Annotated in this window: 21 protein-coding genes and 1 pseudogene; 12 read left to right on the forward strand and 10 right to left on the reverse strand. The window is 70.9% G+C overall.

Features of this window, described 5'->3' with window-relative positions:
• Positions 1-115: 115 nt before the first annotated feature.
• The 3 genes from ACFY0T_RS42185 (at position 116) to ACFY0T_RS42195 (ending at position 4,742) form a co-directional block, all read left to right on the forward strand.
• Positions 116-670: a hypothetical protein gene (locus ACFY0T_RS42185; RefSeq protein ID WP_388883556.1), complete on the forward strand. Its 555-nt coding sequence runs from the start codon at positions 116-118 to the stop codon at positions 668-670.
• Positions 671-905: 235 nt separating this feature from the next.
• Complete coding sequence (locus tag ACFY0T_RS42190) at positions 906-2,891, forward strand: APC family permease (RefSeq protein ID WP_388883620.1); 1,986 nt, start codon at positions 906-908, stop codon at positions 2,889-2,891.
• 294 nt (positions 2,892-3,185) lie between these two features.
• The gene (locus ACFY0T_RS42195; protein WP_388883558.1) at positions 3,186-4,742 is read left to right on the forward strand and encodes a Na+/H+ antiporter; all 1,557 of its coding nucleotides are present in this window, start codon (positions 3,186-3,188) and stop codon (positions 4,740-4,742) included.
• 22 nt (positions 4,743-4,764) lie between these two features.
• Here the strand turns inward: ACFY0T_RS42195 and ACFY0T_RS42200 are convergent, their stop codons facing one another.
• The gene (locus ACFY0T_RS42200; RefSeq protein WP_388883560.1) at positions 4,765-6,177 is read right to left on the reverse strand and encodes a hypothetical protein; all 1,413 of its coding nucleotides are present in this window, start codon (positions 6,175-6,177) and stop codon (positions 4,765-4,767) included.
• A gap of 890 nt (positions 6,178-7,067) precedes the next feature.
• Positions 7,068-8,102 (reverse strand): cytochrome P450, encoded by a 1,035-nt coding sequence (locus ACFY0T_RS42205; RefSeq protein ID WP_388883562.1) that lies wholly within the window; start codon positions 8,100-8,102, stop codon positions 7,068-7,070.
• A gap of 513 nt (positions 8,103-8,615) precedes the next feature.
• Between ACFY0T_RS42205 and ACFY0T_RS42210 the strand changes: the two genes are divergently transcribed.
• On the forward strand, positions 8,616-10,571 hold the full coding sequence (locus ACFY0T_RS42210) for an amino acid transporter (protein WP_388883564.1): 1,956 nt from the start codon (positions 8,616-8,618) through the stop codon (positions 10,569-10,571).
• 192 nt (positions 10,572-10,763) lie between these two features.
• Here the strand turns inward: ACFY0T_RS42210 and ACFY0T_RS42215 are convergent, their stop codons facing one another.
• Together ACFY0T_RS42215 and ACFY0T_RS42220 are read right to left on the reverse strand one after the other, a co-directional pair.
• Positions 10,764-12,353, reverse strand: coding sequence for an ATP-binding protein (locus tag ACFY0T_RS42215; protein ID WP_388883622.1), 1,590 nt, complete (start codon positions 12,351-12,353; stop codon positions 10,764-10,766).
• Between the two features lie 105 nt (positions 12,354-12,458).
• The gene (locus tag ACFY0T_RS42220) at positions 12,459-13,184 is read right to left on the reverse strand and encodes a response regulator transcription factor (protein ID WP_388883566.1); all 726 of its coding nucleotides are present in this window, start codon (positions 13,182-13,184) and stop codon (positions 12,459-12,461) included.
• A 216-nt stretch (positions 13,185-13,400) separates the two neighbouring features.
• Here ACFY0T_RS42220 and ACFY0T_RS42225 point away from each other — a divergent pair, with 216 nt between their 5' ends.
• The 5 genes and pseudogenes from ACFY0T_RS42225 to ACFY0T_RS42245 all read left to right on the forward strand — a co-directional run bounded on the left by ACFY0T_RS42225 (position 13,401) and on the right by ACFY0T_RS42245 (position 17,054).
• Complete coding sequence (locus tag ACFY0T_RS42225; RefSeq protein ID WP_388883634.1) at positions 13,401-13,553, forward strand: hypothetical protein; 153 nt, start codon at positions 13,401-13,403, stop codon at positions 13,551-13,553.
• Between the two features lie 19 nt (positions 13,554-13,572).
• A pseudogene (locus ACFY0T_RS42230) lies at positions 13,573-13,728 on the forward strand (MBL fold metallo-hydrolase); the annotation flags it as partial.
• Between the two features lie 292 nt (positions 13,729-14,020).
• Positions 14,021-14,380 carry a rhodanese-like domain-containing protein gene (locus tag ACFY0T_RS42235; RefSeq protein WP_388883568.1) on the forward strand — a complete coding sequence of 120 codons (360 nt, stop codon included), beginning with the start codon at positions 14,021-14,023 and terminating at the stop codon, positions 14,378-14,380.
• A gap of 124 nt (positions 14,381-14,504) precedes the next feature.
• Complete coding sequence (locus ACFY0T_RS42240; protein ID WP_388883570.1) at positions 14,505-16,682, forward strand: MMPL family transporter; 2,178 nt, start codon at positions 14,505-14,507, stop codon at positions 16,680-16,682.
• A 105-nt stretch (positions 16,683-16,787) separates the two neighbouring features.
• The gene (locus ACFY0T_RS42245) at positions 16,788-17,054 is read left to right on the forward strand and encodes a metal-sensitive transcriptional regulator (RefSeq protein ID WP_388883624.1); all 267 of its coding nucleotides are present in this window, start codon (positions 16,788-16,790) and stop codon (positions 17,052-17,054) included.
• A 31-nt stretch (positions 17,055-17,085) separates the two neighbouring features.
• Here the strand turns inward: ACFY0T_RS42245 and ACFY0T_RS42250 are convergent, their stop codons facing one another.
• The 3 genes from ACFY0T_RS42250 to ACFY0T_RS42260 form a co-directional block, all read right to left on the reverse strand.
• Complete coding sequence (locus ACFY0T_RS42250; RefSeq protein WP_388883571.1) at positions 17,086-17,682, reverse strand: uridine kinase; 597 nt, start codon at positions 17,680-17,682, stop codon at positions 17,086-17,088.
• Between the two features lie 234 nt (positions 17,683-17,916).
• On the reverse strand, positions 17,917-18,567 hold the full coding sequence (locus ACFY0T_RS42255) for an FMN reductase (RefSeq protein WP_388883573.1): 651 nt from the start codon (positions 18,565-18,567) through the stop codon (positions 17,917-17,919).
• Positions 18,564-19,655: an LLM class flavin-dependent oxidoreductase gene (locus tag ACFY0T_RS42260; RefSeq protein ID WP_388883575.1), complete on the reverse strand. Its 1,092-nt coding sequence runs from the start codon at positions 19,653-19,655 to the stop codon at positions 18,564-18,566. The genes ACFY0T_RS42255 and ACFY0T_RS42260 overlap by 4 nt, the downstream gene beginning before the upstream one ends.
• A gap of 152 nt (positions 19,656-19,807) precedes the next feature.
• Here ACFY0T_RS42260 and ACFY0T_RS42265 point away from each other — a divergent pair, with 152 nt between their 5' ends.
• Positions 19,808-21,235, forward strand: a complete 1,428-nt coding sequence (locus ACFY0T_RS42265; RefSeq protein WP_388883577.1) for an MFS transporter — start codon at positions 19,808-19,810, stop codon at positions 21,233-21,235.
• On the opposite strand, the gene ACFY0T_RS42270 is transcribed toward ACFY0T_RS42265, so the two are convergent.
• Positions 21,232-22,122, reverse strand: coding sequence for an NADP-dependent oxidoreductase (locus ACFY0T_RS42270; RefSeq protein WP_388883579.1), 891 nt, complete (start codon positions 22,120-22,122; stop codon positions 21,232-21,234). The two genes, ACFY0T_RS42265 and ACFY0T_RS42270, sit on opposite strands and share 4 nt — an antisense overlap.
• A gap of 124 nt (positions 22,123-22,246) precedes the next feature.
• Here ACFY0T_RS42270 and ACFY0T_RS42275 point away from each other — a divergent pair, with 124 nt between their 5' ends.
• Positions 22,247-22,654: a winged helix-turn-helix transcriptional regulator gene (locus ACFY0T_RS42275; protein ID WP_388883581.1), complete on the forward strand. Its 408-nt coding sequence runs from the start codon at positions 22,247-22,249 to the stop codon at positions 22,652-22,654.
• Here the strand turns inward: ACFY0T_RS42275 and ACFY0T_RS42280 are convergent.
• The gene (locus ACFY0T_RS42280; protein WP_388883626.1) at positions 22,627-23,064 is read right to left on the reverse strand and encodes a MarR family winged helix-turn-helix transcriptional regulator; all 438 of its coding nucleotides are present in this window, start codon (positions 23,062-23,064) and stop codon (positions 22,627-22,629) included. The two genes, ACFY0T_RS42275 and ACFY0T_RS42280, sit on opposite strands and share 28 nt — an antisense overlap.
• A gap of 404 nt (positions 23,065-23,468) precedes the next feature.
• Positions 23,469-23,927 (reverse strand): hypothetical protein, encoded by a 459-nt coding sequence (locus ACFY0T_RS42285; protein WP_388883583.1) that lies wholly within the window; start codon positions 23,925-23,927, stop codon positions 23,469-23,471.
• A 157-nt stretch (positions 23,928-24,084) separates the two neighbouring features.
• Between ACFY0T_RS42285 and ACFY0T_RS42290 the strand changes: the two genes are divergently transcribed.
• Positions 24,085-24,420, forward strand: coding sequence for a YnfA family protein (locus ACFY0T_RS42290; RefSeq protein WP_388883584.1), 336 nt, complete (start codon positions 24,085-24,087; stop codon positions 24,418-24,420).
• Positions 24,421-24,553 lie beyond the last annotated feature (133 nt).

Raw genomic sequence — 24,553 nt, forward strand, 5'->3', positions numbered from 1 at the left:
TTGCGCGTTCTTCGCGCCGAAACCCCGAACCTTGGCGCATCCTTGACGCCGAAGCCCGTCAGAGACGCGTCAAGGTGTGCTGCCCCCGGCCCCCCGGCTCTCTACCGTCAGTCGTATGGAACGCCGCAACGACGCGCGGGACGCGGCCGACGCCCACGCGCACCCCTCCGCGGAGGTGGCGCACGACCGCCGGTGGGCACAGGACCTGCGCAGCTCGATCCGCTGCTCGGCCGCCCTCCTCGCCCTTCTGCTGCTGATCGACTGGGGCGCCGGCACCCTCAATGACCTGCGCGCCCTGCTGTGGGTCGCGGTCGCGGTGCTGCTGTTGCTGGTGCTCTACCCCGCCCGGGTCGCCGCCGGTGAGGGCTGGCTGGCCTCGCGCGGACTACTGCGCGCGCAGCGGGTGCGGACCGACCACCTGGTGTCCGTGCGCTGTCTGGAAGGGGTCGGACAGCGGCTCGTCCTGCGGGACACTTTCGGCGCGCGCGTCGAGATCGATCCCCGTGTCCTGGTCGCCAACCCCCCGCTGTGGCGCCGCCTCGACGAGGACGCCCGCACCTCCGCCGCCCATGACACCCTGACGTGCGGGACGACCGCGCTGCGCCGTGTCTCGGAACGGATCGACCGTGAGACGGCGCAGACGGTGTTCAAGGTGTCGGGGCTGGACTAGAGCGGTCCGGGGCGCTCGGCGGTCAGCGGCCCGTCCGGAGCACACAGCGCTCGGCGGATCCGAGAGGGCCGTCGCCAGGCGTTTTACTCCGAATGTACGTATTTGGAGAAATCCTAACGGCTCCTTAACGCCCTGCGCGCCCGTCGCCCTCCCCCTACGAACCCCTCCCCCGGCATACCCTCCGCCCGTGTTCAACGTGACGGGGATCCTCAAGCGGCTGGTGATCGGCCGGGCCATGCGCAGCGAAGAGCTGCACGAGACGTTGCTGCCCAAACGGCTCGCCCTGCCGATCTTCGCCTCCGACCCGCTGTCGTCAGTGGCGTACGCGACCCAGGAGATCCTGCTGGTCCTCACGCTAGGCGGACTGGCGTATCTGCACTTCACCCCGTGGATCGCGGGCGCGGTCGTGGCGCTGATGACGGTCGTGGTGCTGTCGTACCGCCAGGTGGTGCACGCGTATCCCAGCGGCGGCGGCTCGTACGAGGTGGTGTCCACGAACCTCGGCCCGTCCGCCGGGCTGGTCGTCGCCGCCTCCCTCCTCGTCGACTACGTCATGACGGTGGCCGTCTCGGTCGCCTCCGGCGTCGACAACATCATCTCGGCGATCCCCGAACTCGCCGACCAGCGCGTCCTGTTGGCGATCGGCTTCGTCGCGATCCTGACCGCGATGAACCTGCGGGGCGTACGCGAGTCGGGCCAGACCTTCGCCGCGCCGACGTACCTCTTCATCGGCGGCGTCCTGATCATGGTGATCACCGGCCTGATCCGGTACTTCCTCGGGGACGCGCCGGTCGCCGAGAGCGCCCAGTACGGCATCAGCCCCGAGCACGGCGACGCGAACCTGACAGGCCTGGCCCTGATGATGCTGGTGCTGCGCGCGTTCTCCTCCGGCTGTACGGCGCTGACCGGCGTGGAGGCGATCTCCAACGGCGTACCGGCGTTCCGCAAGCCCAAGTCGAAGAACGCCGCCACGACGATGGCGGCGATGGGCATCATCGCGATCGTCATGTTCGTCGGCGTCACCACGCTGGCGCTGGTCTCCAAGGTGCGCATCACCGACGACCCGTGCCGGCTGACCGGCCTGGACGGCAATTGCGAGAGCTACACCCAGCGGACGGTCATCGCGCAGATCGCGGCCGCCGTCTTCGGCGGCGAGCACAGCATCGGCTTCTACTTCATCCAGGCGGCGACCGCGCTGGTCCTGATCCTGGCCGCGAACACGGCGTTCAACGGCTTCCCGCTCCTCTCCTCGATCCTCGCCCAACACCGCTATCTGCCCCGCCAGTTGCACAACCGGGGCGACCGGCTCGCCTTCTCCAACGGCATCCTGGCCCTGGCGATCGTGGCGGGCCTGCTGCTGTGGGGCTTCCGGGCGAACGTCACCAGCCTCATCCACCTCTACATCCTGGGCGTGTTCACTTCCTTCACGCTCTCCCAGCTCGGCATGGTCCGGCACTGGAACCGCGAGCTGCGCGCGACACCCGACCCGAACACGCGCCGTCGCCACCACACGGCCCGCGTGATCAACGCGATCGGCGCGGTCGTCACCGGCCTCGTCCTGGTGATCGTCCTTGCCACCAAGTTCACGCAGGGCGCGTGGCTGGCCGTGCTGGCGGCGATCGTGCTGTGGGTGATGATGCGCGGGATCAGGCGGCACTACGACGCGACGGCGGCGGAGCTGGCGGTGACCGACCCGCGCGGTGAACTCGTTCCGCCCAGCCGGGTGTTCGGGATCGTGCTCGTGTCGACGATCCACAAGCCGACCCTGCGCGCCCTCGCCTACGCGCGTGCCTTCCGCCCCGACCAGCTGGAGGCGCTCACCGTCTCGGTCGACCGCGACGAGGCGGCCGCGCTGCGCTCACGCTGGGAGGAGTACGGTCTCGAGGTCCCGCTGAAGATCATCGACTCGCCGTACCGCGAAGTCACCCGGCCGGTCGTGGAGTACGTGCGCTCCATCCGCCGCGAGAGCCCGCGGGACATCGTCGCCGTCTTCATCCCCGAGTACGTCGTCGGCCACTGGTGGGAGAACCTCCTCCACAACCAGTCGGCGCTCTGGCTCAAGAGCCGCCTGCTCTTCACCCCCGGCGTGATGGTCACGAGCGTCCCCTGGCAGCTGACCTCCTCGGCACGCGCCGACCACCCGGCGGCCCGAGCCCCCGGCTCCTTCCGCCGCGGCGAGCCGCAGTCCCCGCAGCCCCGGATCGGCTCACGCCACGAGTAGGTTCCGCCCCAGACCCGGGGGTATGTCGCGCAGTTCCCCGCGCCCCTTCAGGGGCGCGGGGAACTGCGCAATACCGACGCGGAGGGATCTTGACGCTTCCCTGGCGCCGCTCCCGCAGAAGTTGACACTGCCTTGACAGGCCCTGGCCCGATAGGGTGAAAGAGGTGTGCCGGGAAGTCTGGTCGGCAGGGAGTCGCACGGGCTTCCTAGAAGAGCCACAAGGGGCTCCTCAGGAAGCCGCACAGGCCCCTCAGGGAGTCACCGAGGGCTCCTCCTCATGGCCAAGGGGACGGCATGCGCAGTGTAGGGACGGTCCTGGCTCTCGTCGTACTCGCCACCCTGGTGGCGACGTTCGCGCGCCGCTGGCGCATTCCGGCCCCCTCCCTCCTCGTCGTCGCCGGACTCGCCGTGGCCCTCCTGCCGGGCACCCCGGAGATCGAGATCAGCCCCGAGATCATCGGCCTCGTGGTGCTGCCGCCCCTGCTGTACGCGAGCGCCGAGGAACTGTCCTGGCGGGAGCTGCGCGCGGTGTGGAAGCCGGTCGGGGTGCTGTCGTTCGGCCTGGTGCTGGCCTCGGCCGCGGCGGTGGCGCTGGTGGCGTCGCTGGTCTCACCCCTGTCGTGGCAGATGGCGTTCGTGCTGGGCGCGGTGCTCGCCAGTACGGACCCGGTGGCGGTGACCGCGCTCGGCAGACGGCTCGCGCTGCCGCCCAAGGTGCAGGTCCTCGTCCAGGCCGAGAGCCTGTTCAACGACGCGACGTCCCTGGTGCTCTTCCGGGTCGCGGTGAGCATGGCCGTGGCCACGGCCGCCGCGAGCTGGGCGTCGGCGGGCGGGCAGTTCCTGCTGCTGGCGGGCGGCGGCACGGTCATCGGCGCGGCCGTCGCCGCGGTGGTCGCACTGATCCGGCGACGCACCGAGGACCCGGTCCTGGAAACCGTGATCGCCCTGGTCACCCCGTACGCGGCGTACGTCCTCGCCGAGGCGGCGCACACCTCCGGCGTCACGTCGGTCGTGGTGGCCGGAGTCGTCCTGGGCGGCCGCGGCGACCGCCTCACCAACGCCCGCATCCGCCTCCAGCTGCACGCCGTCTACGGCACGGTGGTGTTCCTGCTGGAGAGCGTGGTGTTCAGCCTGATCGGGCTCGCCCTGCCCGCCCAGGTGCAGGCCCTGTCCCACGGCGACCGGGCCTGGCCGCTGTACGCGCTCGCCGTGGCGGGGACGCTCATCGCCGTACGCCTGCTGTGGGTGGCGCCGCTCTCGGCGCTGGTGCAGCGCAAGGGCGGCATCCACCGCATGAACTGGCGGGTGCCGGTGGTGCTGACCTGGGCGGGCACCCGGGGTGTGGTGCCGCTGGCGGCGGCCCTGTCGATCCCGGAGTCGCTCGACGAGCGCCCCCTGGTCCTGGTCCTGACCACCTCGGTCGTGGTCGTCACGCTCGTCGTCCAGGGCTTCAGCCTCTCCTCGGTCGTCCGCCGCTCCGGCATCGCCCTGGAACCCGACCATACGGAACGCGAGGAGGCGGCGGCCCGCTGCAGCCTGGCCCACGCCGGCCTGAACCGCCTGGAAGAGATCTCCGAGCTGGAGGCCGTCCCGGACGTCGTCCTCGACCGCCTGCGCCGCGGTCTGACGGCCCGCCTCGACGACGCCAGCGACCGCCTCGCCGCGGCGGACGGCGACGGCACCCCGCCCGAGTCCGCCGACCTCGTCTACCGCCAGCTCCGCCGCGACCTGATCGCCACAGAGGCGCTCGAACTCCAGCGGCTGTACGACGAACACCGCATCAGCGATACGACGCGACGGCGGCTGCAACGGTCCCTGGACCTGGAGGAGACGAGGCTGACGGACGCGTGACCGGCTCCGCGAAGGCGACGGTTCAGCGGAACTCCGCCAGCCGCGGGCGCAGGCCCAGCAGCGTCAGCACTCCCGCGGCGAGCAGCAGGCCGCACGTCCAGGGAAGCAGCCCGGTGGTTTCGGAGCGGCCCGCCTCGACCGAGGCCGCGAAGTGGTCGCGGTTGATGTCCGTCACCTTGTCCAGCGCGGCCATCCACTCCCCGAAGTGCGCGTTGGACGTGTCCGGTCGCCAGTCCATGCAGAACTCGACGGCTTCGCGCTGCTGGCCCTGCGCGACCAGCGTGCGGATCTTGCGGTCGTCGCGCTGGTAGACCGCGTACGTCTCGACCGTCTTCTCGGCGGCGGCGCGCTCCCCGGGGAAGGTGATGTTGGCGAGCTCGCGCTGGAACTCGCCGGTGAAATCGAGGTCGTCGTGGTCGGTCTCGTACATCTGCCAGGTCCGGTCCAGCTCGGGGTCGTAGTTCGACAGGGTGGCACCCGAAATGCCGTACAGCTTCTGCGACTTGGCGAGGAAGGACGGCCCGTACTGGTAGCGCCGCTCGGGGTCGAGGAGCCAGCGGCTTTCGTCGGCGTTGGCGTCGTACGCGATCGCGCGGGCCCGGGAGAGGGCGACGACGGAGTCGAAGGCGTCGCGGCGGGCGCCGCGCAGGTGCTCGGCGGAGGCGGAGAGCGCCTGGGCGCCGAGGAGGACGGCGAGCAGGGCGCAGACGGTGGCGGCCAGGACACCGGGGTTGAGGATCCGGTGGAAGCGGCGGGCCAGGTACCACTGGAGGACGCCGAGCGCGGCGAGCAGCAGCACACCGAGTGCCACGATGGCGGCGAGCTGGGCGAAGAGGGTCGAACGGGCCTGGGAGTACTCGGCGTTGAAGGCCTGGTTGTTGGAGTCCACCAACGTGCGGGCCTCCGGCAGGAGTTTGCCCTGTAGCAGATCGGTCGCCGTGCGGTAGTCCTCGAGCGCGGCCTTCTTGCCGCCCGCGCGGGCGTCGTTCTCCAGGGCGCGCCCTATCCGTTCCTGGTACTCGGCGAAGTTGTCCGTGAGGGACTCCACCGTCCGCTCGTCGGCCCGGTCACCCTGCGCGGCGACGGCGAGGGCGCGCAGATCGTGGCCGATGGTGCGGCGCGCGTCGCCGTAGAAGCCGAAGGCCTTGTCGTACGGGGTTTCCAGACGCCCTTTGCCCGCGTTGCCGCTGGACAGCAGGAGGTTGGCGGCCTGCGCGTCCATGTCGTTGAGGGCGAGGTTGAGGTCGGCGGCGCTGGTGGTGCGGGGCGCGTCGCGTTCCGCGACGGCGTTCCAGGTGCCGGTGGCCGCGAGCCCGGCCAGCGCGAGCAGCAGGGCGAGGGCGACGGTGAGCGAGACCGTGGCCGCGCGCAGGAGGCGCAGGCGCGCGGGCACGGTGACCCAGTAGCGGCGGCGCAGAGCGGCCCACGCGGCCACGGCCTCACGACGGAGGCGCCGGACCGGACGGCCCGTCCGCGACCCTCCTCGTGGCCGCGGACCGGACCCGCCCCCGGGCGGGGCGACCGGTCCGGGCTGTGGCTGTTGCCGTACGCCAGTCCTGGCCCCCGCCTCAGAACCACGCGAGGTACCGGCCGTGATGGTCACGAGCCCTCCAACGGCACGCCACGGACGGTCGCCCGTGTCCCCCGTGCCCTCAGTCTGCGACCGGTTTCGGCCACCGATGGCGTCCCTTGACGCGCTCCTGACGCCTTCTCAGGTGACCTTGACGGGGCCTTGATGCGCCGGGCCCGTGAGCCGTGAGAGACCCGCAAATTCCGCTCGGGGAAGGGCAGTTCGGGCGCCGGTCCGGGCTGGATTTCCCGTCGGCCGCCGGAGAGGCCGCGGACGTCAGTGGCATGACGCCTTTCCTCCGGAAACACCCATGGAGCCTCCCGGAGGCCGAGCACCCGGCGGCGTACTCGTCGTCCCGCCGCCGACGTCCGTGCGCAGCCGTGCGGTGCCGGGGCCCAGCCACCGCACGGCCCGGCGGCTACCACCCGCCCTGTCAGCTCGACCGCGGCGTCGACGTGCCGTCTGCGAGGCCCCCGGCGCGGACCCGCGCGTGGCCGCGGTCTCCATACACCGGGGCGTCTGGGATACGGCGCTGCTCCCGCTCTACGCCCACCAGGGCGTCACGCCGGCTGAGGGCGCCGCGCATGTGGTCCGCCTCTGCGACCCGGCCGTCGAGAAGCGCGCCCGCAAGAAGAAGGCCAACCACGGCCGCAAGGACGGCCAACGCTGGGCCAGGTCCGCGTTCCGGCCGGCCTGCCGGTCCGGTGTTCAGAACCGGACCGGCAGGCAGGCAGATGGGAGCGGGCCCGCTGGGATCAGAATCGGACCGGCAGCCCGGTGAGATAGGTGCCCTCGCCCGCGAACCCGACGCGCTCGACGGCCTCCCGGTCGACGGCGAGGGTGAGGCGCTTGTCGCGCAGCAGCAGCCGGTCGAGGATCACCTCGGTATGCAGGTTGGCGAGCGCCGCGCCGATGCAGCGGTGCGCGCCGTGCCCGTACGCGATGTGCCCGCCGCCGCGTGCCGCCTCCCGGGTGAGGTCGAGGCGCCCGGCGTCGGCGAAGGTGCCCGGGTCGCGGTTGGCGGAGAGCAGTCCGCTGGTCACGCCCTCGCCGCGGCGGACCAGGACACCGCCGAGTTCCACGTCCTCGGTGGCGTACAGGGTGGCGCCGATCCGGACCGTGGACACGTACCGCAGCAGCTCCTGCACGGCGCGCGGCAGCAGTCCGGGCTCGGCGCGCAGCCCTGCCACCTCCTGCGGGTGGTCGAGGAGGGTGAGCACCGCGTCGGCGAGGAAGAAGGCCGGCGGCGCGATCCCCGTGTTGATCAGCAGGAAGACCAGCGCGATCATCTCCTGCCGGCTGAGCCGCTGCCCCTCCGCCGCCTCGGCGCTGGAGCGCAGCAGATCGGAGACCAGGTCCTCGGCCGGCTCGGCGGCCCGGCGGTCGAGGAGGCCGTCTATGTACGCGGCGAGCTGGTCGATGCCGGGGATGAAGCGGTCCGGCGCGCCCGACTCGTAGTCCCGGATCCAGCCGCCCACCTTGGGCCGGTCCGCTTCCTCGACCCCGATGATCTCGCAGATCACGTTTGTCATCAGTGGGTACGCGAAGGCATGCAGCAGATCGAACTCGCCGTCCTTCGCGGCGAGTTCCCCGATCAGCTGGTGAGCCATGCGCTCGATCCGCGGCCGCAGCGCGGCGATCCGGCGCGGTGCGAAGGCCCGCATCACATGGGTCCGCAGCCGGGTGTGCTCCGGCCCGTCGACCATCACCAGGATCTCCAGGTACTGCCGGTACTCCGGCGGCAGCCCCGCCCCGTCGAGCAGCTCCGCGCCGACGCCGCCGCCCTCCACCCCCCGGGGCCTTCGCCGGATCCCGTACGAAGCGGCTGTCGCCGAGCGCCGCCTTGACCACGTCGTAGCGCGTGGCCAGCCACACGGGCGTCTGGGTCTGCGGCAGGGTCACCCGCATCAGCGGCGCGTGGCCGTGCGAGGCGTCGTCGACCTGGGCGTGGGTCAGTTCGAGCGGGAGCGGGGCGGCGGTGGGCTCGGACATGTCGGCACTCCGTTTCGTGGCGGTTCGGTGCGCATGGCTGTGCGCTGCTCCGCATGGTGTGGGGAGGCCGGATCAGGACGGTTTCACAGCGGTTTCACGGCCGCCGACGACATGCGTCCGGTGAAGAGCGCGACGCGTCAAGGTGTGACGAACGCGACCCGTGAACGAGCGCGACCCGCGGGTCTTAACGCAGTCTTGACGCGTTCGGCCCCTCCATCCGTGGGCCCATGGATCACTCTCTGCATACGCTGGTTCTGCCGTGTCCTCGATGGCCGGAACCTTGTGAAGAGCCGTACGTCAGGAGCACGCCGATGGCCGCCACCGACCAGGACGCCCGCACGAGCCGCTTGCGTGCGTGGATGCTGGAAGGCCTGTCCGACATAGCCAAGCACCAGCAGGGAGCGCAGGCCGCGCCGGAACACCCCGTGCACAAGGGCCAGCGCTGGTGGCGGGTGATGTGCCTGACCGGTGTCGACTACTTCTCCACCCTCGGATACCAACCGGGTATCGCCGCCCTGGCCGCCGGACTGCTGTCCCCCGTCGCCACCCTCGTCCTCGTCGTCGTCACCCTGGCAGGCGCCCTGCCCGTCTACCGGCGGGTGGCCGAGGAGAGCCCCCACGGCGAGGGCTCGATCGCGATGCTCGAACGCCTGCTGACGTTCTGGAAGGGCAAGCTCTTCGTCCTCACCCTGCTCGGCTTCGCCGCCACCGACTTCCTGATCACCATCACCCTTTCGGCGGCGGACGCCTCCACCCACCTCATCGAGAACCCGCACCTGACCAGCACCCTGCACGACAAACAGATGGTGATCACCCTCGTCCTGGTGGCCCTGCTGGGCGCCGTGTTCCTCAAGGGCTTCCTGGAGGCCATCGGCGTCGCGGTCGCCCTGGTGGGCGTCTACCTGGCGCTCAACACCGTGGTCGTGATCGTCGGCCTGTATCACGTGCTCACGGCGGGGCACGTGGTCACGGACTGGACCGCGGGCCTCACCGCCGAGCACGGAAACGTTTTCGCCATGGTCGGGGTGTCCCTCCTGGTCTTCCCGAAGCTGGCCCTCGGTCTCTCCGGGTTCGAGACCGGCGTGGCGGTCATGCCGCACGTCGAGGGCGACCCCGGCGACACGGAGGAGAAGCCGACCGGCCGGATCCGCGGCACGAAGAAGCTGCTGACCACCGCCGCCGTGATCATGAGCGTGTTCCTGATCGCCACCAGCTTCATCACCACGCTGCTGATCCCGGAGAAGGAGTTCGAGTCGGGCGGCCAGGCCAACGGCCGCGCGCTCGCGTACCTGGCGCACGAGTACATCGGCAACGCCTTCGGCACGGTCTACGACGTCTCGACGATCGCCATCCTGTGGTTCGCGGGAGCCTCCGCCATGGCCGGCCTCCTCAACCTGATGCCCCGCTACCTCCCCCGCTACGGCATGGCCCCCCACTGGGCGCGCGCCGTCCGCCCCATGGTCATCGTCTTCACCCTGGTCGCCTTCCTGGTCACCTGGATCTTCGACGCCGACGTCGACGCGCAGGGCGGCGCGTACGCCACCGGTGTACTGGTGCTGATGTCCTCCGCAGCGATCGCGGTGACCATCGCCGCCCGCCGTGCCCAGCAGCGCGGCTGGACGATCGGCTTCGCTGCCGTCTCGGCGGTGCTCCTCTACGTCACCGTCGTGAACGTCATCGAGCGGCCCGACGGCGTGAAGATCGGCGCCTGCTTCATCGCGGGAATCATCCTCGTCTCGCTCATGTCCCGGCTCGCCCGCGCCTTCGAGCTGCGGGTCACCAGCGTGACGCTGGACGACATGGCCGAGCGGTTCGTCCGGGACATCGCCAGCCGCCGGATCCGGTTCATCGCGAACGAGCCCGACAAGCGCGACATCACCGAGTACCGGGAGAAGGTCGAGCAGATCCGGGCGGACAACGACCTCCCGGCGCAGGAGGACTTCGTCTTCGTCGAAGTGACGGTCGGTGACCCCTCCGAATTCGAGGCGGGTCTGACCGTACGCGGCGAGGTCCTCCACGGCCGCTACCGCGTCCTCACCCTGGAGTCCTCCTCCATCCCCAACGCCCTCGCCGCCCTCGTCCTGCACGTCCGCGACGCCACCGGCTGCACCCCGCACATCTACTTCGAGTGGACCGAGGGCAACCCCTTCACCAACTTCCTCCGCTTCTTCCTCTTCGGCCAGGGCGAGGTCGCCCCCGTCACCCGAGAGGTCCTCCGCGAGGCCGAACCCAACCGCTCCCGCCGCCCCCGCGTCCACGTCGGCTAAAGCGTTTGTCGCCCCCTCCGCCCCTACCCGTCCCGTACCTGGGGCTCCGCCCCTCAATTGCCGGCCGGGGCTGGAGAGTTTTAGCCCGTCCGGCGTTTGAGGACGAGGCCGTCAAGGCCGATGCGGGGGTCTGGGGGCGGCAGCCCCCAGGTACGGGACGGGTAGGGGCGGAAGGGGCGAAAAACACCCCCGTCAGCCCTCGTCCACCGCTCCCTCTCCCCCCACCGTGAACCCGATCACCGTGCCTCCCCCGTCCCGCCGGAAGGCGAAGGGCGTACCCCCGTGGGCGGTGGCCACCTCGCGGACGATGGACAGGCCGAGCCCTGAGCCGGGCAGACTGCGGGCGTCGGCGGCACGGTAGAAGCGGTCGAAGATGCGGATCAGATCGCCGTCGGCGATACCCGGGCCGCGGTCGAGCACCTCGACGCGGACCGGTCCGCGACGGCCACCGACGGTCACACCGGAGGCAGACACCCCAGTGGCGGGCACACCGGAGGCGGACACGCCGGTGGCGGCCCCGCTGGCAGGAGACCCCCCGACCTCCGCCCCACCCGTATCGGACCGGCCACCCTCGGAACCGACGCCGACACCCCGGCCCGCCCCCGCAACCACGATCTCGATCGGCGCCACCCCTTCACGGTCGAACTTCGCCGCGTTCTCGACGAGGTTGGAGATCGCGCGCTGAAGCGCGGTAGGACGCCCGTCGACCGTCGTGTCGCCGCTCACGCGGACGGTGATGGCCCGCCCGGTGCGGCGCCGAGCGACGATCGCGACGTCCTCGGCGAGTTCGGCGAGGTCCAGCCGCCGGACGGGTTCGGTGTCGGACCGGCCGGCCGCGAGGGCGACCAACTCGTTGACAAGGTCGGTCAGTTCGCGGGACTCCAGGGCGAGGTCGGCGACGAGTTCCTCACGGGCGGCGGGCGGCAGCTCGTCGATCCGGCGGAGCATGGAGATGTTCGTACACAGGGAGGTGAGCGGCGTACGCAGTTCATGACCCGCGTCCTGGACAAGGCGCCGCTGGTCGTCCTCGGACTGGGCGAGCCGGCCGAGCATCCGGTCGAAGGAGCGGCCGAGCCGGCCCACCTCGTCGTACCCCGTGACCGGCACCTGGATGCTCAGCCGCCCGGTGCGCGCGACGTCCTCGGCGGCCCCGGCGAGCCGTACCAGCCGCCGGGTGATCCGCCGCGCCAGCCACCAGCCGAACAGCCCCGCCGCGATCACGACGGCCGCGACGAGCAGCACCGTCCGCTGCTGCAGCTCCCGCAGCAGATCCTCCGTGTCGCTGAACTGCTGGGCCACCTGCACCGCACCCTGCCCACCGCCGAGCGCGACGGTCGCCAACCGGTAGCGGTCGCCGCCGACGTCGACGTCCTTGTGCTCCTCCAGCTTGCCCGCCGTCCCGTCGTCGGCGATGGCCCGGTCGTGGTCGTCGACGGGCAGCGGCGGGTTGCCCCGGTCGACGGTCGCGCCGCCCGGCCCGAGCACCTGCACGTCCGTACGGCTGGGCCGGATGATGTCGTCGAGCGGCCCGTCGTGGTCGGGGTCGGACGACGCGAAGTCGCCCGGCTGCAACGGATGCTCGCGCACCTGGTCGCGCAGGTCCTGCACGACCTCGGCGAACACGGTCTGCTGGTCCACGCGCACGAGCCGCGCGGCGGCGTCGTAACTCAGGAACCCGACGAGGACCGTCACAGCGGCGGCGACGGCCGCGAACGACACGGTGAAGGTGGCGCGCAGGGAGGAGACCCGCCGAAGCCGGATCCGGGAAAGCCGGCGGAAGATCCGGGAAAGCCGGGGAACCCTGACGCGCCCAGGTCCCGTCCCGGACAGCCAGGTCCCGGTCCCGGACCCGGTGGGCCCAGTGGGCCCGTTGGGCCTGGGCGGCACTCAGTCCTCCCTCAAGACGTACCCCACGCCCCGCACCGTGTGGATCAGCGCCGGTGCCCCCGGCTCGTCGAGCTTGCGCCGCAGATACCCCACGTACACGGCGAGGTTCTTGGAACCGGGGCCGAAGTCGTAGCCCCAGATCCGGTCGTAGATGGTGGCGTGGTCGAGGACGATGCCCGAGTTGCGGACGAGCAGTTCGAGGAGCTCGAACTCGGTCCGGGTCAGCTCCAGCTCCCGCGGCCCGCGCCAGGCGCGCCGCGCCTGGATGTCCATGCGCAGCCCGGCCGCGGAGATCTGCCCGTCGGGCTCCTTCGACGCCGGTACGCCGACGGGGGCGCCGTACGCCGCGCCCGTCCCCGTGCCTGTGCGGCGCAGCAGGGCGCGCAGCCGGGCGAAGACCTCCTCGACGTCGAACGGCTTGACCACGTAGTCGTCGGCGCCCGCGTCCAGGCCCGCGATGCGGTCCGCGGTCTCGACGAGCGCGGTGAGCATCAGGATCGGCGTGCGGTTGCCCTCGGCGCGCAGCACACGGCACACCTGGAGGCCGTCGATGCCGGGCATCATCACGTCAAGGACGAGTACGTCCGGTGCGGTGCGATGGGCCTGCGCCAGCGCCTCCACCCCGTCGGCGACGGCCGTCACCTCATAGCCCTCCAGCGCCAGCGCCCTTTCCAGGGCGTGACGGATGGCACGGTCGTCCTCGGCGAGCAGCACATTCTGGGGCACCCCACCAGTCTGCCAAGCCTCCGGCCGCATACCACCTGATGAGCGGACCTACACCCGCCCTTCTTACCGCCCTCTCACCCCGCCCCGGCGCGTCGCGCCACCTCGCCCCACGACCGTCGCGACCACGAAGCCGGCTTGGCGGAATACGGGTGGGGGTATACGCTGCCCGAACCGAATGGATACCCCCCCTGGTATCTGACGTGAGGAGGAGAGCCCGTGTACTTCGTGGAGACACTGGCGACGGAAGGCCTGGGCAACCGGTCCTACCTGGCCGGCGGGCGGGAGACGGTGGTGGTCGTCGATCCGCCGCGCGGCATCGACCGGGTCCTGTCCGCGGCGCCCACCGCGGAGTGCGGTCCCCTTGCCTGAACTTCCCTGACGGAACGCCAAGTTGGCGCCCGGCACCGTCTGGGTGCACTGCGCCGGGGGTCTGCGCGCCGCGATCGCCGCGTCGTTCCTGAACGCCGCGGGGCGCGAGGTCGTCGCGGTCGACGACGGGTCCGCCAACGCCGCCCACTTCGGGCTGGTCACCCTGCCCGCCTGATCACACTGCCGAACCGATCGCCTTGCCCCGCCGGACCGCGCGGCCGACCCGATCGTCTTGCCCGCCTGATCCGTGGCCGACCCGATCACAGGGCCCGCGTGACCGTCCGACCAGCCTGACGGTCCGGCCCGCAAGATCGCCCGGGTGGTGATCCGACGTTCACCGGCGCCGCGCTGCAACGCGCCTTCGCGCTGATGCTGCTCGCGGTCACCGCCCTGATGTTCCTGGACGCCGTCCCGCGAGCTTCCCGTACTCCCGCTGTTCCCCGACCCAAGTAATGGAGTGATCCGTGATGTTCGGTTTCAAGCGCGGCCCCGGCCGTCTGCGCCCCGCCGAGGCCCATGAACGTACGAGCACCAGCGACGCCGTCCTGCTCGACGTACGAGAGACATCGGAGTGGCAGGCCGGGCACGCTCCGACCGCCGTCCATCTGCCGCTGGGCAGCCTGCTGGCCGGGGCCGCCCTGCCGAAGGCGGCCCAGGGCAGGCCGGTCGTGGCGATCTGCCGCGGTGGCCACCGTTCCCGCCAGGCCGCGAAGGCCCTGGCCGCGCAAGGCATGGACGTCGTCGACGTCAGCGGCGGAATGAGCGCCTGGCAGCAGGCCGGACTGCCGGTCGTGGACGGGCACGGCAGGCCGGGCACCGTCGCCTGACACGCGGTCCGCACTCCCCCATACGCATGCCCCCACATATACGGGTGGGGGTATCCATGCATCCCTTACCTTCCCTCATCAATACCCCCCTGAGTATTCAGCGGATATCCCTCCAGGAGTTTCCATGACCAGCACCGACAGGGTCGCCGCCCCGCGCACGGCCAAGGAACCCACCGCGCCCGGCGGCTCCCCGCCCGGCCTCCTCGGCCGTCTTGGCCTGTGGTCCGCCGCCCATCTGCGGCTGGTCGCGGTGATCTGGCTGGCCCTGGTGGCGGGGCTCGGCGCGCTTGCGCCGAGCGCGACCTCCGCGCTGGCCGGGGCGGGCTGGCAGGCCGACGGCTCGGACTCCGTCGCCGTACGCGAACTCGCGCAGAAGCACTTCGGCGGTAACTCCTCCGCCGCCCTCCAGGTCGTCGTACAGGCCGACCAGCCGGTCACCCACCCCGCCGTGCAGCAGGTCATCGGCAAGGCGACCGCCCTGCTCAAGGCCAACGCTGACATCTCCGAGGTCGTCGCCCCGCAACCCGGCTCCACCATCAGCCGCGACGGCAGGACCGCGATCATCCTGGGTGGCGCGGGCGCCGACACCAACGAGATGGTCAAGGCCGCCGAGGACCTCAAGGACCCACTGACCGCCCTGTCCACCGACGGCATCCAGATCAGCGCCACCGGCTCCTCCATGATGTGGAGCGACTTCAACACCGCCAGCCACGACGCGATGATGAAGTCCGAGATGCTGTCCTGGCCGGTCACCCTCGGCATCCTGATCCTCGCCTTCGGCACCCTGGTCGCCGCCGGGCTGCCCCTCCTGCTCACCGTGGCGGGGCTGGCCGCCTCCGCCGGCACCCTGGTGCTGATCGACCACGTCACGCCGGTGTCGATCTGGGCGATGAACTTCGCGATGATGTTCGCCCTCGCCCTGGGCATCGACTACGCCCTGTTCCTCGTCGTCCGCTTCCGCGCCGCCCTCGCCCGGCACGGGGACGCCCGCCGCGCGGTCGGCGAGACGATGGACACGGCGGGCAAGGCGGTCCTGCTCTCCGGGGTCACCGTCGTGGCCAGCCTCGGCGTCGTGCTGATGGTGCCCTCGCCCGCGTTCCGGACCATGGCCCTGGGCATCATGCTCGCCGTCGCCTTCGTCCTGGCCGCCACCCTCACCCTGCTGCCCGCCGTCCTCGGCAGGCTCGGCCCCAAGGTCAACTCCGGTGCCCTGCCCTGGCGGCGCGGGAAGTCCGAACCCGCCGGGGGCTCACCGCGCTTCGGCTCCTGGGGCGAGCGCCTGTGGATCCACCCGCTGCGTTACGGCATCCCCGCCCTGGTCGTCCTGGTGGCGCTGGCCGTGCCGGTCATCGGCCTGAAGGTCGCCATGCCGTCCATCGACGTCGTACCGGACGACTCCTCTTCGCACACCGGCTACACCGCCGTACAGAAGGCGTTCGGCGACGGCGCCGCGGGCACCCTGCAGATCATCGCGCCGGCCTCCGAGGCCGGGGCCACCACCGCCGTACTGAAGGACAACTCCGGCATCGCCGCCGTGATGCCCGCCCAGGGCGCCACCGACGGCTCGGGGCTCGTCCTCATCCAGGCGGTCCCGACGGTGGACCCCTCGGACGCCGCCCTGTCCACCACCGTCGACAAGCTGCGCGACGACCTGCCGGAACGGGCCATGGTCGGCGGTGCCGCCGTCGAGAACCTCGACCTGCAGAGCGTCCTGGACGCCAAGACCCCGATCGTCATCGGCACGATCCTCGCCCTGGGGTTCCTCCTGCTGCTCTTCGCGCTGCAGGCCCCGCTGGTCGCGCTGCTCGGCACCGTCACCAATCTGCTCGCCACGGGAGCCGCGTTCGGTGCCGCCCGGCTGATCTTCCAGGAGGGCCACGGCGCGAGCCTGCTCGGCTTCACTCCGCAGGGGTTCATGGACGGCTGGGGACCTGTCTTCTTCTTCGCCATGATCTTCGCGATCGCCATGGACTACACCGTGTTCCTGCTGTCCTCGGCCAAGGAGCAGTACGAGAAGACCGGCGACCCGCGCAAGGCGATGGTGGGCGCGCTGGCCCACTCCGGACGCGTCATCTTCGCCGCGGCGGCCGTCATGGTCGCCGTCTTCTTCACCTTCGCACTGTCAGGACCGCTGCCGCCCAAGGAGATGGGCATCATCCTCGGCCTGGCCGTACTCCTCGACGCCGCGCTCGTACGGCTCGTCCTGCTGCCCGTCCTGCTCCGCCTGACCGGACGCGCGGCCTGGTGGACCCCCGCCTGGCTGCACAAGGTGCTGCCCGACATCAGGTTCTCGCACGACTGACCCACGCCGGGTGATCGGTGGCCCCGGGCTCGACTCGGGGCCACTGATACCCCAGGGGGTACCATGCCACGAGGAAGAACCCATCAGGAGGACTCACCCATGGCCATGCCCGTCGACGAGGAAGCCAGCACCGCCATCCTCAACCGCCTGCGGCGCGCCCAGGGGCAGCTCGCCGGCGTCATCGCCATGATCGAGGCCGGCCGCGACTGCAAGGACGTCGTCACCCAGCTCGCCGCCGTCTCCCGGGCTCTGGACCGCGCCGGCTTCAAGATCGTCGCCAGCGGTATGCGCCAGTGCATGGCGGCCGCCGACGAGGACACGCCCCCCATGACGGAGGCGGAACTCGAGAAGCTCTTCCTCGCCCTGGCCTGAGCTTGCACAGGGGCACTTCACTGCCCCGAGATCACCAGGACTGCCCCGAGACCACCAGGTCGGCTCGTTCCCGCGGGCGGGTTGTGGCCAGGTAGTGCTCCTCGGCCGAGCGCCAGCGCGACTCCCAGTCGACGGGGCCGTGGTCGTGGCCGCGTTCGCGAAGTCGGCGCAGGGATTCCTCGCGCGGAGTGTCGACGTAGACCACCAGGTCGTAGTGGTCGGCGAGTTCGGGGCGGGCGGTGTAGACGCCTTCGACAACGACGATGCCGGAGCGGGAGACGGCGTGGCACTCATCCGGCGCCAGGGCCCCTCGCTCCCAGTCGTAACGCCGGTAGGCGGCGTCGCGGCCTGCGGCGAGCGGGGCGAGCACCTCCTCGCGCAGGCGATGCCAGTCGACATAGCGGCCGTAGCCCTCCGCAGGCGTCAGCCGGGCGCGCTCCTCGGTGTCCATCGGGCGATAGAAGTCGTCGCCGTGCACGACCGCGGCGCCGCAGAGCTCGACCAGCGCCGCGGCCAAGGTCGACTTGCCCGAACCCCCCATGCCGTCGACGGCGACCAGGGCGAACCCGTCGCGGCTGCGGGCGGCGATCGCGGCCGCGACCTGCTCGGCGCCGGCGAAGATCGTCACGGTCGGCATTCTCCCGCAGCGAGCGGCGGGCCACCTCGTCACCCTCCTCGGGGGCCAGGCCGCGATCGGGGGCCAGGCCGCGCATCGGCCTCCGAGTGAATGACGACTCAACCGTCCGTACGCAGCTGCCGTACCCCTGGCCGGAGCTGGGGCGAAGCCCCAGCGGATGGGACAGGCAGGGGCGGAGGGGCCGAAAACCTCACCCCCCGACCCGACCCCGAACCCCCAAGCAACCTACGGCCGCAACGCCGCAAGCTGCTGCTCGAAGGGAATCACCTCGAAGCCGCCCCCACCCCCGCCGCCACCGCCACCAGCGGCAGCACGGGCACCGGCACCGGCAGCACCAGCAGCCACGCCCCGCGCAGGCTCACCCCGCACAGCCCCCATCAACCCCGCCAACTCCCCCGCAGCCCGCTCGATCCGCTCGTTCAGCCCCTCGGCACCCCAGTCCTCCGAAGCGGCGTACACGCCGGTCGGGACGACCACGGCCCTCAGGTAGGCGAAGAGGGGACGCAGGGCGTGCTCCAGGACGAGGGAGTGCCGGCCGGTGCCGCCGGTCGCCGCGATCAGCACCGGCTTGCCCGCCAGTGCGTCCTTGTCGATCACATCGAAGAACGACTTGAACAGCCCGCTGTACGACGCCGAGAACACGGGCGTGACGACGATCAGCCCATCCGCCTCCGTCACCGCGTCGATCGCGGCGGACAGCGAGCGCCCGGGGAACCCGTTGGTGAAGTTGTGCGCGATCTCCACGGCGAGGTCACGCAGTTCCACGACCTGGATGTCCACCGGCGCCTGCCGGTCCACGGCGGCGGCCAGCCGGTCGGCGAGCAGCCGCGTGGAGGACGGGACGCTCAGCCCCGCCGAGACGACGACGAGTTTCATGCGACGGTCACCCCTTCGGAAGACGCGGCGAGCAGGGACTGGTGGGTGGGGGCCTCCGGCACGTCCGCCGGCCGGCCCTTGGCGAACTCCTCGCGCAGCACCGGCACGACCTCCTCGCCGAGCATGTCGAGCTGCTCGAGCACGGTCTTCAGCGGCAGCCCCGCGTGGTCCATCAGGAACAGCTGGCGCTGGTAGTCACCGGCGTACTCGCGGAACGCCAGCGTCTTCTCGATCACCTGCTGCGGCGAGCCGACGGTGAGCGGGGTCTGCTCGGTGAAGTCCTCCAGGGACGGTCCGTGCCCGTACACCGGCGCGTTGTCGAAGTACGGCCGGAACTCCCGTACCGCGTCCTGGGAGTTCTTGCGCATGAACACCTGCCCGCCGAGCCCGACGATCGCCTGCTCGGGGGTGCCGTGCCCGTAGTGCGCGTACCGCTCGCGGTAGAGCTCGACCATCTGCTTGGTGTGGTCCGCGGGCCAGAAGATGTTGTTGTGGAAGAAGCCGTCGCCGTAGTACGCGGCCTGCTCGGCGATCTCCGGCGAGCGGATCGAGCCGTGCCAGACGAACGGCGGTACGTCGTCCAGCGGCCGCGGCGTCGAGGTGAACGACTGCAGCGGCGTACGGAACTTGCCCTCCCACGTCACCACGTCCTCGCGCCACAGCCGGTGCAGCAGCGCGTAGTTCTCGATGGCGAGGTTGATGCCCTGCCGGATGTCCTGGCCGAACCAGGGATACACCGGGCCGGTGTTGCCGCGCCCCATCATCAGGTCCACGCGCCCGTCGGCCAGGTGCTGGAGCATCGCGAAGTCCTCGGCGATCTTCACCGGGTCGTTGGTGGTGATGAGGGTGGTGGAGGTGGAGAGGACCAGCTTCTCGGTCCGCGCGGCTATGTAGCCGAGCATCGTGGTCGGCGAGGACGGCACGAACGGCGGGTTGTGGTGCTCGCCGGTCGCGAAGACGTCCAGGCCGACCTCCTCGGCCTTGAGCGCGATGGCGACCATGGCCTTGATCCGCTCGTGCTCGGTCGGCGTCCTGCCCGTGGTCGGGTCGGGGGTCACATCACCGACGCTGAAGATCCCGAACTGCATGCTCGCTCACACCTTCCAAGTTGTTTACGATTCAACTATACCGACAAACAGCACCACCCCCACGGGTATTCCGCACCGAGCGAGGCACCCGACACCGGCCCCTCCGGCAATTCACTTGACCTCACAGCGCTCCATGCCCGACATTTACCTGCGTGACGCAGACACTGCACAACACAAACAACAACGAAGACACCCATCCACCCACGCGCACCCGCTGGGCCATCCTCGGAGTCGTCCTCGCCGCCGACGTCCTGGACCTCCTCGACGGCACCATCACCAACATCGCCGCGCCGACCATCGCCAAGGACCTGGGCGGCGGCACCGGCCTCATCCAGTGGCTCGGCGCCTCCTACGCCCTCGCACTCGGCGTACTCCTCGTCCTCGGCGGACGGCTCGGCGACAAGTACGGCCGCCGCCGTCTCTTCCTCACCGGACTCACCGGCTTCACCGCGGCCTCGGTCGCGTGCGGCCTCGCGCCGACTCCCGGCACACTCGTCGCCGCCCGCCTCGCCCAGGGCGCCTTCGGCGCGCTCGTCATCCCGCAGGGCTTCGGCATCCTCGGCGCCACCTGGCCCCGGGACCAGATCGGCAAGGCGTACAGCCTCTTCGGCCCGGTGATGGGCCTCTCCGCCGTCGGCGGCCCGATCCTCGCCGGATTCCTCATCGACACCAACCTCGGCGGCCTCGGCTGGCGCTCGATGTTCCTCATCAACCTCGTCCTCGGCGGCGCCGCCCTCCTCGCCGCCGCCCGCCTGCTCCCCCACGACACCGGCGACCGCACGGTCACCGTCGACGGGCCCGGTTCCGCCCTCCTCGGCGCCACCATGCTCGGCCTGCTCTCCGGCCTCATCGAGGGCTCGGCCCACGGCTGGACCCTCACCGGCGCCGCACTGATCGCCGCCGGCCTCGTCTTCTTCGCCCTCTTCTGCGGGCGCCAGCGCACCGCGGCCGCCCCCCTGATCCAGCCCTCCCTCCTCCACAGCCGCGGTTTCACCTCAGGACTCGTCCTAGGCATCGTCTTCTTCGCCGCGGTGGCCGGACTCCTCTATGTCGTCTCCCTCTTCTTCCAACAGGGTCTCGGCCGCTCCCCCGCGGGCGCCGCACTCGGCCTGATGCCGCTGTCCGCCGGCATCGTGATCGCCTCGATCGCCTGTTACCGCCTGATCGGCGCACTGGGCCGCCGCCTCGTCCTGCTCGGCCTGCTCATCACCCTCGCCGGGACGGGCTATCTGCTCGCCCTCGTCTCCACCTCCGGCACGGACACCGGAAGTTGGGCCCTGGTCCCGCCACTGCTCGTCATCGGCCTCGGCATGGGCACCTGCTTCGGCTCGATCTACGACGTCACGATCGGCGACATCGCCCCCAGCGAGGCCGGCAGCGCGGGCGGCTCACTCGGCGCGGTCCAGCAGCTCGCCAACGCGATCGGAGCCGCCGCCGTCACCACCGTCTACTTCAAGGCGAACGGCGGTGAGGCCCACGCCACCACCATGAGCCTCACCGCCGTCGCCGCCGTCGCCCTCCTGTGCTGCCCCCTCGTCAGCCTGCTGCCGCTCAAGGCACCGCAGGAACACCACCACTAGGGAACCAGGACCAGCCGCCCCCGCAGCCCACCCTCCGCCAGCCGCGCGTGCGCCTTGGCCGCCTCGTCCAGCGCGTACGTCTCGGCGACCCGGAGCGTCAGCACGCCCTCGTCGACGAGTGCCGCCAGCTCCGCGAGCCGCGCCCCGTCGGCGGCGACCTCCACCGAGCCGGTCCGCACTCCCCGCACGGACGCCGGGTGGGCCCCCGGGATGACTCCCACGAACGCGCCGCCGTCCCGCACCCACTCCAGCGCCGCCCCGCCGAGGAGCGCCGCGTCCAGCACCCCGTCCACGCTCCCCGACGCCACGCCACCCGACACGGACCGGGCCGCCCCCAGCGACCGTACGACCTCCTCGTCGCCCTGCCGGGCCAGCGCGGTCACGGACAGCCCGCGGTGGACGGCGAGCTGGACAGCGTAACCACCCACCGCGCCCGCGGCCCCCGTGACGAGCAGGCTCTGCCCCGGCTCCAGCGCCAGCAGATCGAGGGCCTGCGAGGCAGTCAGGGCATTCAGAGGCAGGGTCGCCGCGTGCACGGCGTCGACGGAAGTGGGCGCCTTGGCCACGGCATCGGCATCCACCACCACGTAATCAGCGTGCGTACCAAGGGACTTGGCGGTGCCGTAAGCAAGCGCCACCACCGCATCCCCCACCTCCCACCCCGTCGCCACCCCCGTGGCATCAACGGTCCCGGCCACGTCCCATCCCAGCCCCAACCGCTTACCCGCACCCCCGAAGCCACCCGCCCGCACCCCCGCGTCGACCGGGTTGAGCGCGGCGGCCTCGACCTTGATCCGTATCTGCCGAGCACCCGGCACCGGCACCTCGACGTCCACCATCTCCACAGCTTCCGGACCACCAAAAGCCGTCACAACCGCAGCACGCATGTCAACTCTCCCCACATATAGGCCATTTGCCCGGGTCTCTCGCCCGTTGCAACAACCCTAGAAAGAGTTACTCTCTCTCAGTAAGTAGGCACCTCAAGGTGCGTACGTCACCCGGAGGTGAGCCATGGCGACCACAACGGCGGCCCAGCGGCGCGAGCAGGCACGCATCGCATACGACGCGTTCATCAAGAGCTGCCCCACCAACCAGCTCCTCGACCGCATCAGCGACAAATGGGTCAGTCTCGTCGTCAGCGCACTCGCCGACGGGTCGATGCGCTACAGCGACCTGGGCCGCAAGATCGCGGGCGTCAGCCCCAAAATGCTGACGCAGACACTGCGTTCACTGGAACGCGACGGCATAGTCACCCGCACGGTCACCCCTTCGGTACCGGTCCGAGTCGACTACGAACTAACCCCCCTCGGCACCAGCCTCACCTGCCTGCTCTCCGCGGTGAAGGACTGGGCGGAACAACACTTCGAGGAGGTCAACGAAGCACGCGAGCGCTACGACGCCTCGCCCGAGGCTTCCTGAAGATCCCCACCCCGCAGCCGCGCGATCTGCTCCGCACTGAAGTCGACCGTACGCCGCATGTGCCCGATGATCAGGGCGAGTTCATCATCCTCAAGCCCATCGAAAAGGGCGAACCACCCACCCCCCAGCCGATCCCACATCCGCCCGAACTCGACGATCTTCTCCGGAACGGTCGCCACGAGCACCCGCCGCCGATCGACCGCGTCCCGCTCCCGCACGACATAACCGGCCTTCTCCAGCCGGTCCACCAGCCGCGTCGCCGAACCGGTCGTCAACCCGGTCAGCTCCGCGATCCGCCCCGTGGTCACCGGCCCGTCCTCCAGGCTCAGCAGATTCACGCACTGCAGATCCGTCGGATGCAGCTTCAAATGATCAGCAATGGCCTGATTGAAGAGCGCGTACGACGCCATATAACGCCGCGACACGACGGACAACTCCTCGAGCAACCGCTCCCGCACATTCCCGGCCACCACACACCCCTTCCTCTGCGCCAAACAGAAATCGTACGACGCAGACATCCCCACCACACACCCACAGCCGAATGCGGACCCCACACAACCCACAGCCGAATGCGGACCCCCACGCACCCGCGGCCGAATCCGGACCGCCACGCACCCGCAGCCGAATGCGGGCCCCACGCACCCGCAGCCGCCCACGCACGGAAGGGGCCGTGCCGGTACATCAAATGCCCCGTCGCCTCGTGATGGTCACCAGGCCGAGCAACGACACCACGCCAAGCTGCAACCGCCGACGGGGCGGATGTACCGTCACGGCCCCGACCCACCCACCGGCGGAACGCGAGGCGGCGCGCCCGCTAGAACGCATACGAATCCCCGGTATCCAACGCCAGCACCCGCTGCCGATCATTCGCATGGTTGCGATCCACGGCCCCACCACCCCACACCGTGTCGATCTCCAAGGTCACCTCAGACGGCACCCCCCGCAGCCGCACCGTCAACCCGATCTCCTCCCCCAGCCCATCCGCCACCAACGCCCCCGTCCGGCACACCACCACCCGCTCCCCCGCCCGCGCACACGCACCCGGCAGCCGCTGCACATCCGCGAGCGGAGCCGACCAGCGCAGCCCCACCGTCGCGTCGGGAACGGCGTTCGGGCCATGGTTCTGCGGAGTCAGCCGTACGGCGACACTGCCGTCGGCCATGGACACACGCCCGTGATAGGCAAGATCGGCCTCGGGAGCGACGGCTCCGGCGGGCGACGCCGCACTCGCCACCAGGACGGCCCCCACACCCACCGCACAGAGAATCCGCATGACGTCGTTTCCTTCGCTAGGAGCACCAGGTCACCCGATGTATCCCACCCCTGACCGCCGACAGGCGCCGTCCATCAGGTGACGGAACAAGCAGCGGCACGGACGACTGACCAGGTGACGAAATCCCACCCAGCACCCCCATGCGAAAGTGGAGCGCATGCTGATCGTCCGCTCCGCCGCCCTCTTCGTCGTCGCCGCACTCTTCGAAATCGGCGGCGCCTGGCTGGTCTGGCAGGGCGTACGCGAGCACCGCGGCTGGCTCTGGATCGGCGCGGGCGTCATGGCACTCGGCGTATACGGCTTCGTGGCCACCCTCCAGCCGAACGCCGAGTTCGGCCGCATCCTCGCCGCGTACGGCGGAGTCTTCGTGGCCGGCTCCCTCGCCTGGGGCATGATCGCGGACGGCTACCGCCCCGACCGCTGGGACGTCACCGGCGCACTGATCTGCCTGGCCGGCATGGCCGTCATCATGTACGCGCCACGAGGCAACTGAACCGGCGAACGCGCACGCACCCCACCGCACAGCCCCACCGCACGACCAGCCCCGAACCCCGGACAGCTCGACGCCACCGCCCACCACCTGCCTATCCTGGCCAGGATTGCCGTACGCACCGCACGAGCACCCG

The organism is Streptomyces sp. NPDC001530 (assembly GCF_042894545.1).
In the GTDB taxonomy this organism is placed as follows: domain Bacteria; phylum Actinomycetota; class Actinomycetes; order Streptomycetales; family Streptomycetaceae; genus Streptomyces.

What these genes read in the sequence shown, in the direction of transcription:
- ACFY0T_RS42185 (WP_388883556.1), top strand. Translation starts at nt 116, where the DNA reads ATGGAACGCCGCAACGACGCGCGGGACGCGGCCGACGCCCACGCGCAC.
- ACFY0T_RS42190 (WP_388883620.1), top strand. Translation starts at nt 906, where the DNA reads ATGCGCAGCGAAGAGCTGCACGAGACGTTGCTGCCCAAACGGCTCGCC.
- ACFY0T_RS42195 (WP_388883558.1), top strand. Translation starts at nt 3,186, where the DNA reads ATGCGCAGTGTAGGGACGGTCCTGGCTCTCGTCGTACTCGCCACCCTG.
- ACFY0T_RS42210 (WP_388883564.1), top strand. Translation starts at nt 8,616, where the DNA reads ATGGCCGCCACCGACCAGGACGCCCGCACGAGCCGCTTGCGTGCGTGG.
- ACFY0T_RS42235 (WP_388883568.1), top strand. Translation starts at nt 14,021, where the DNA reads ATGTTCGGTTTCAAGCGCGGCCCCGGCCGTCTGCGCCCCGCCGAGGCC.
- ACFY0T_RS42240 (WP_388883570.1), top strand. Translation starts at nt 14,505, where the DNA reads ATGACCAGCACCGACAGGGTCGCCGCCCCGCGCACGGCCAAGGAACCC.
- ACFY0T_RS42245 (WP_388883624.1), top strand. Translation starts at nt 16,788, where the DNA reads ATGCCCGTCGACGAGGAAGCCAGCACCGCCATCCTCAACCGCCTGCGG.
- ACFY0T_RS42255 (WP_388883573.1), bottom strand. Translation starts at nt 18,567, where the DNA reads ATGAAACTCGTCGTCGTCTCGGCGGGGCTGAGCGTCCCGTCCTCCACG.
- ACFY0T_RS42260 (WP_388883575.1), bottom strand. Translation starts at nt 19,655, where the DNA reads ATGCAGTTCGGGATCTTCAGCGTCGGTGATGTGACCCCCGACCCGACC.
- ACFY0T_RS42270 (WP_388883579.1), bottom strand. Translation starts at nt 22,122, where the DNA reads ATGCGTGCTGCGGTTGTGACGGCTTTTGGTGGTCCGGAAGCTGTGGAG.
- ACFY0T_RS42275 (WP_388883581.1), top strand. Translation starts at nt 22,247, where the DNA reads ATGGCGACCACAACGGCGGCCCAGCGGCGCGAGCAGGCACGCATCGCA.
- ACFY0T_RS42280 (WP_388883626.1), bottom strand. Translation starts at nt 23,064, where the DNA reads ATGGCGTCGTACGCGCTCTTCAATCAGGCCATTGCTGATCATTTGAAG.
- ACFY0T_RS42285 (WP_388883583.1), bottom strand. Translation starts at nt 23,927, where the DNA reads ATGCGGATTCTCTGTGCGGTGGGTGTGGGGGCCGTCCTGGTGGCGAGT.
- ACFY0T_RS42290 (WP_388883584.1), top strand. Translation starts at nt 24,085, where the DNA reads ATGCTGATCGTCCGCTCCGCCGCCCTCTTCGTCGTCGCCGCACTCTTC.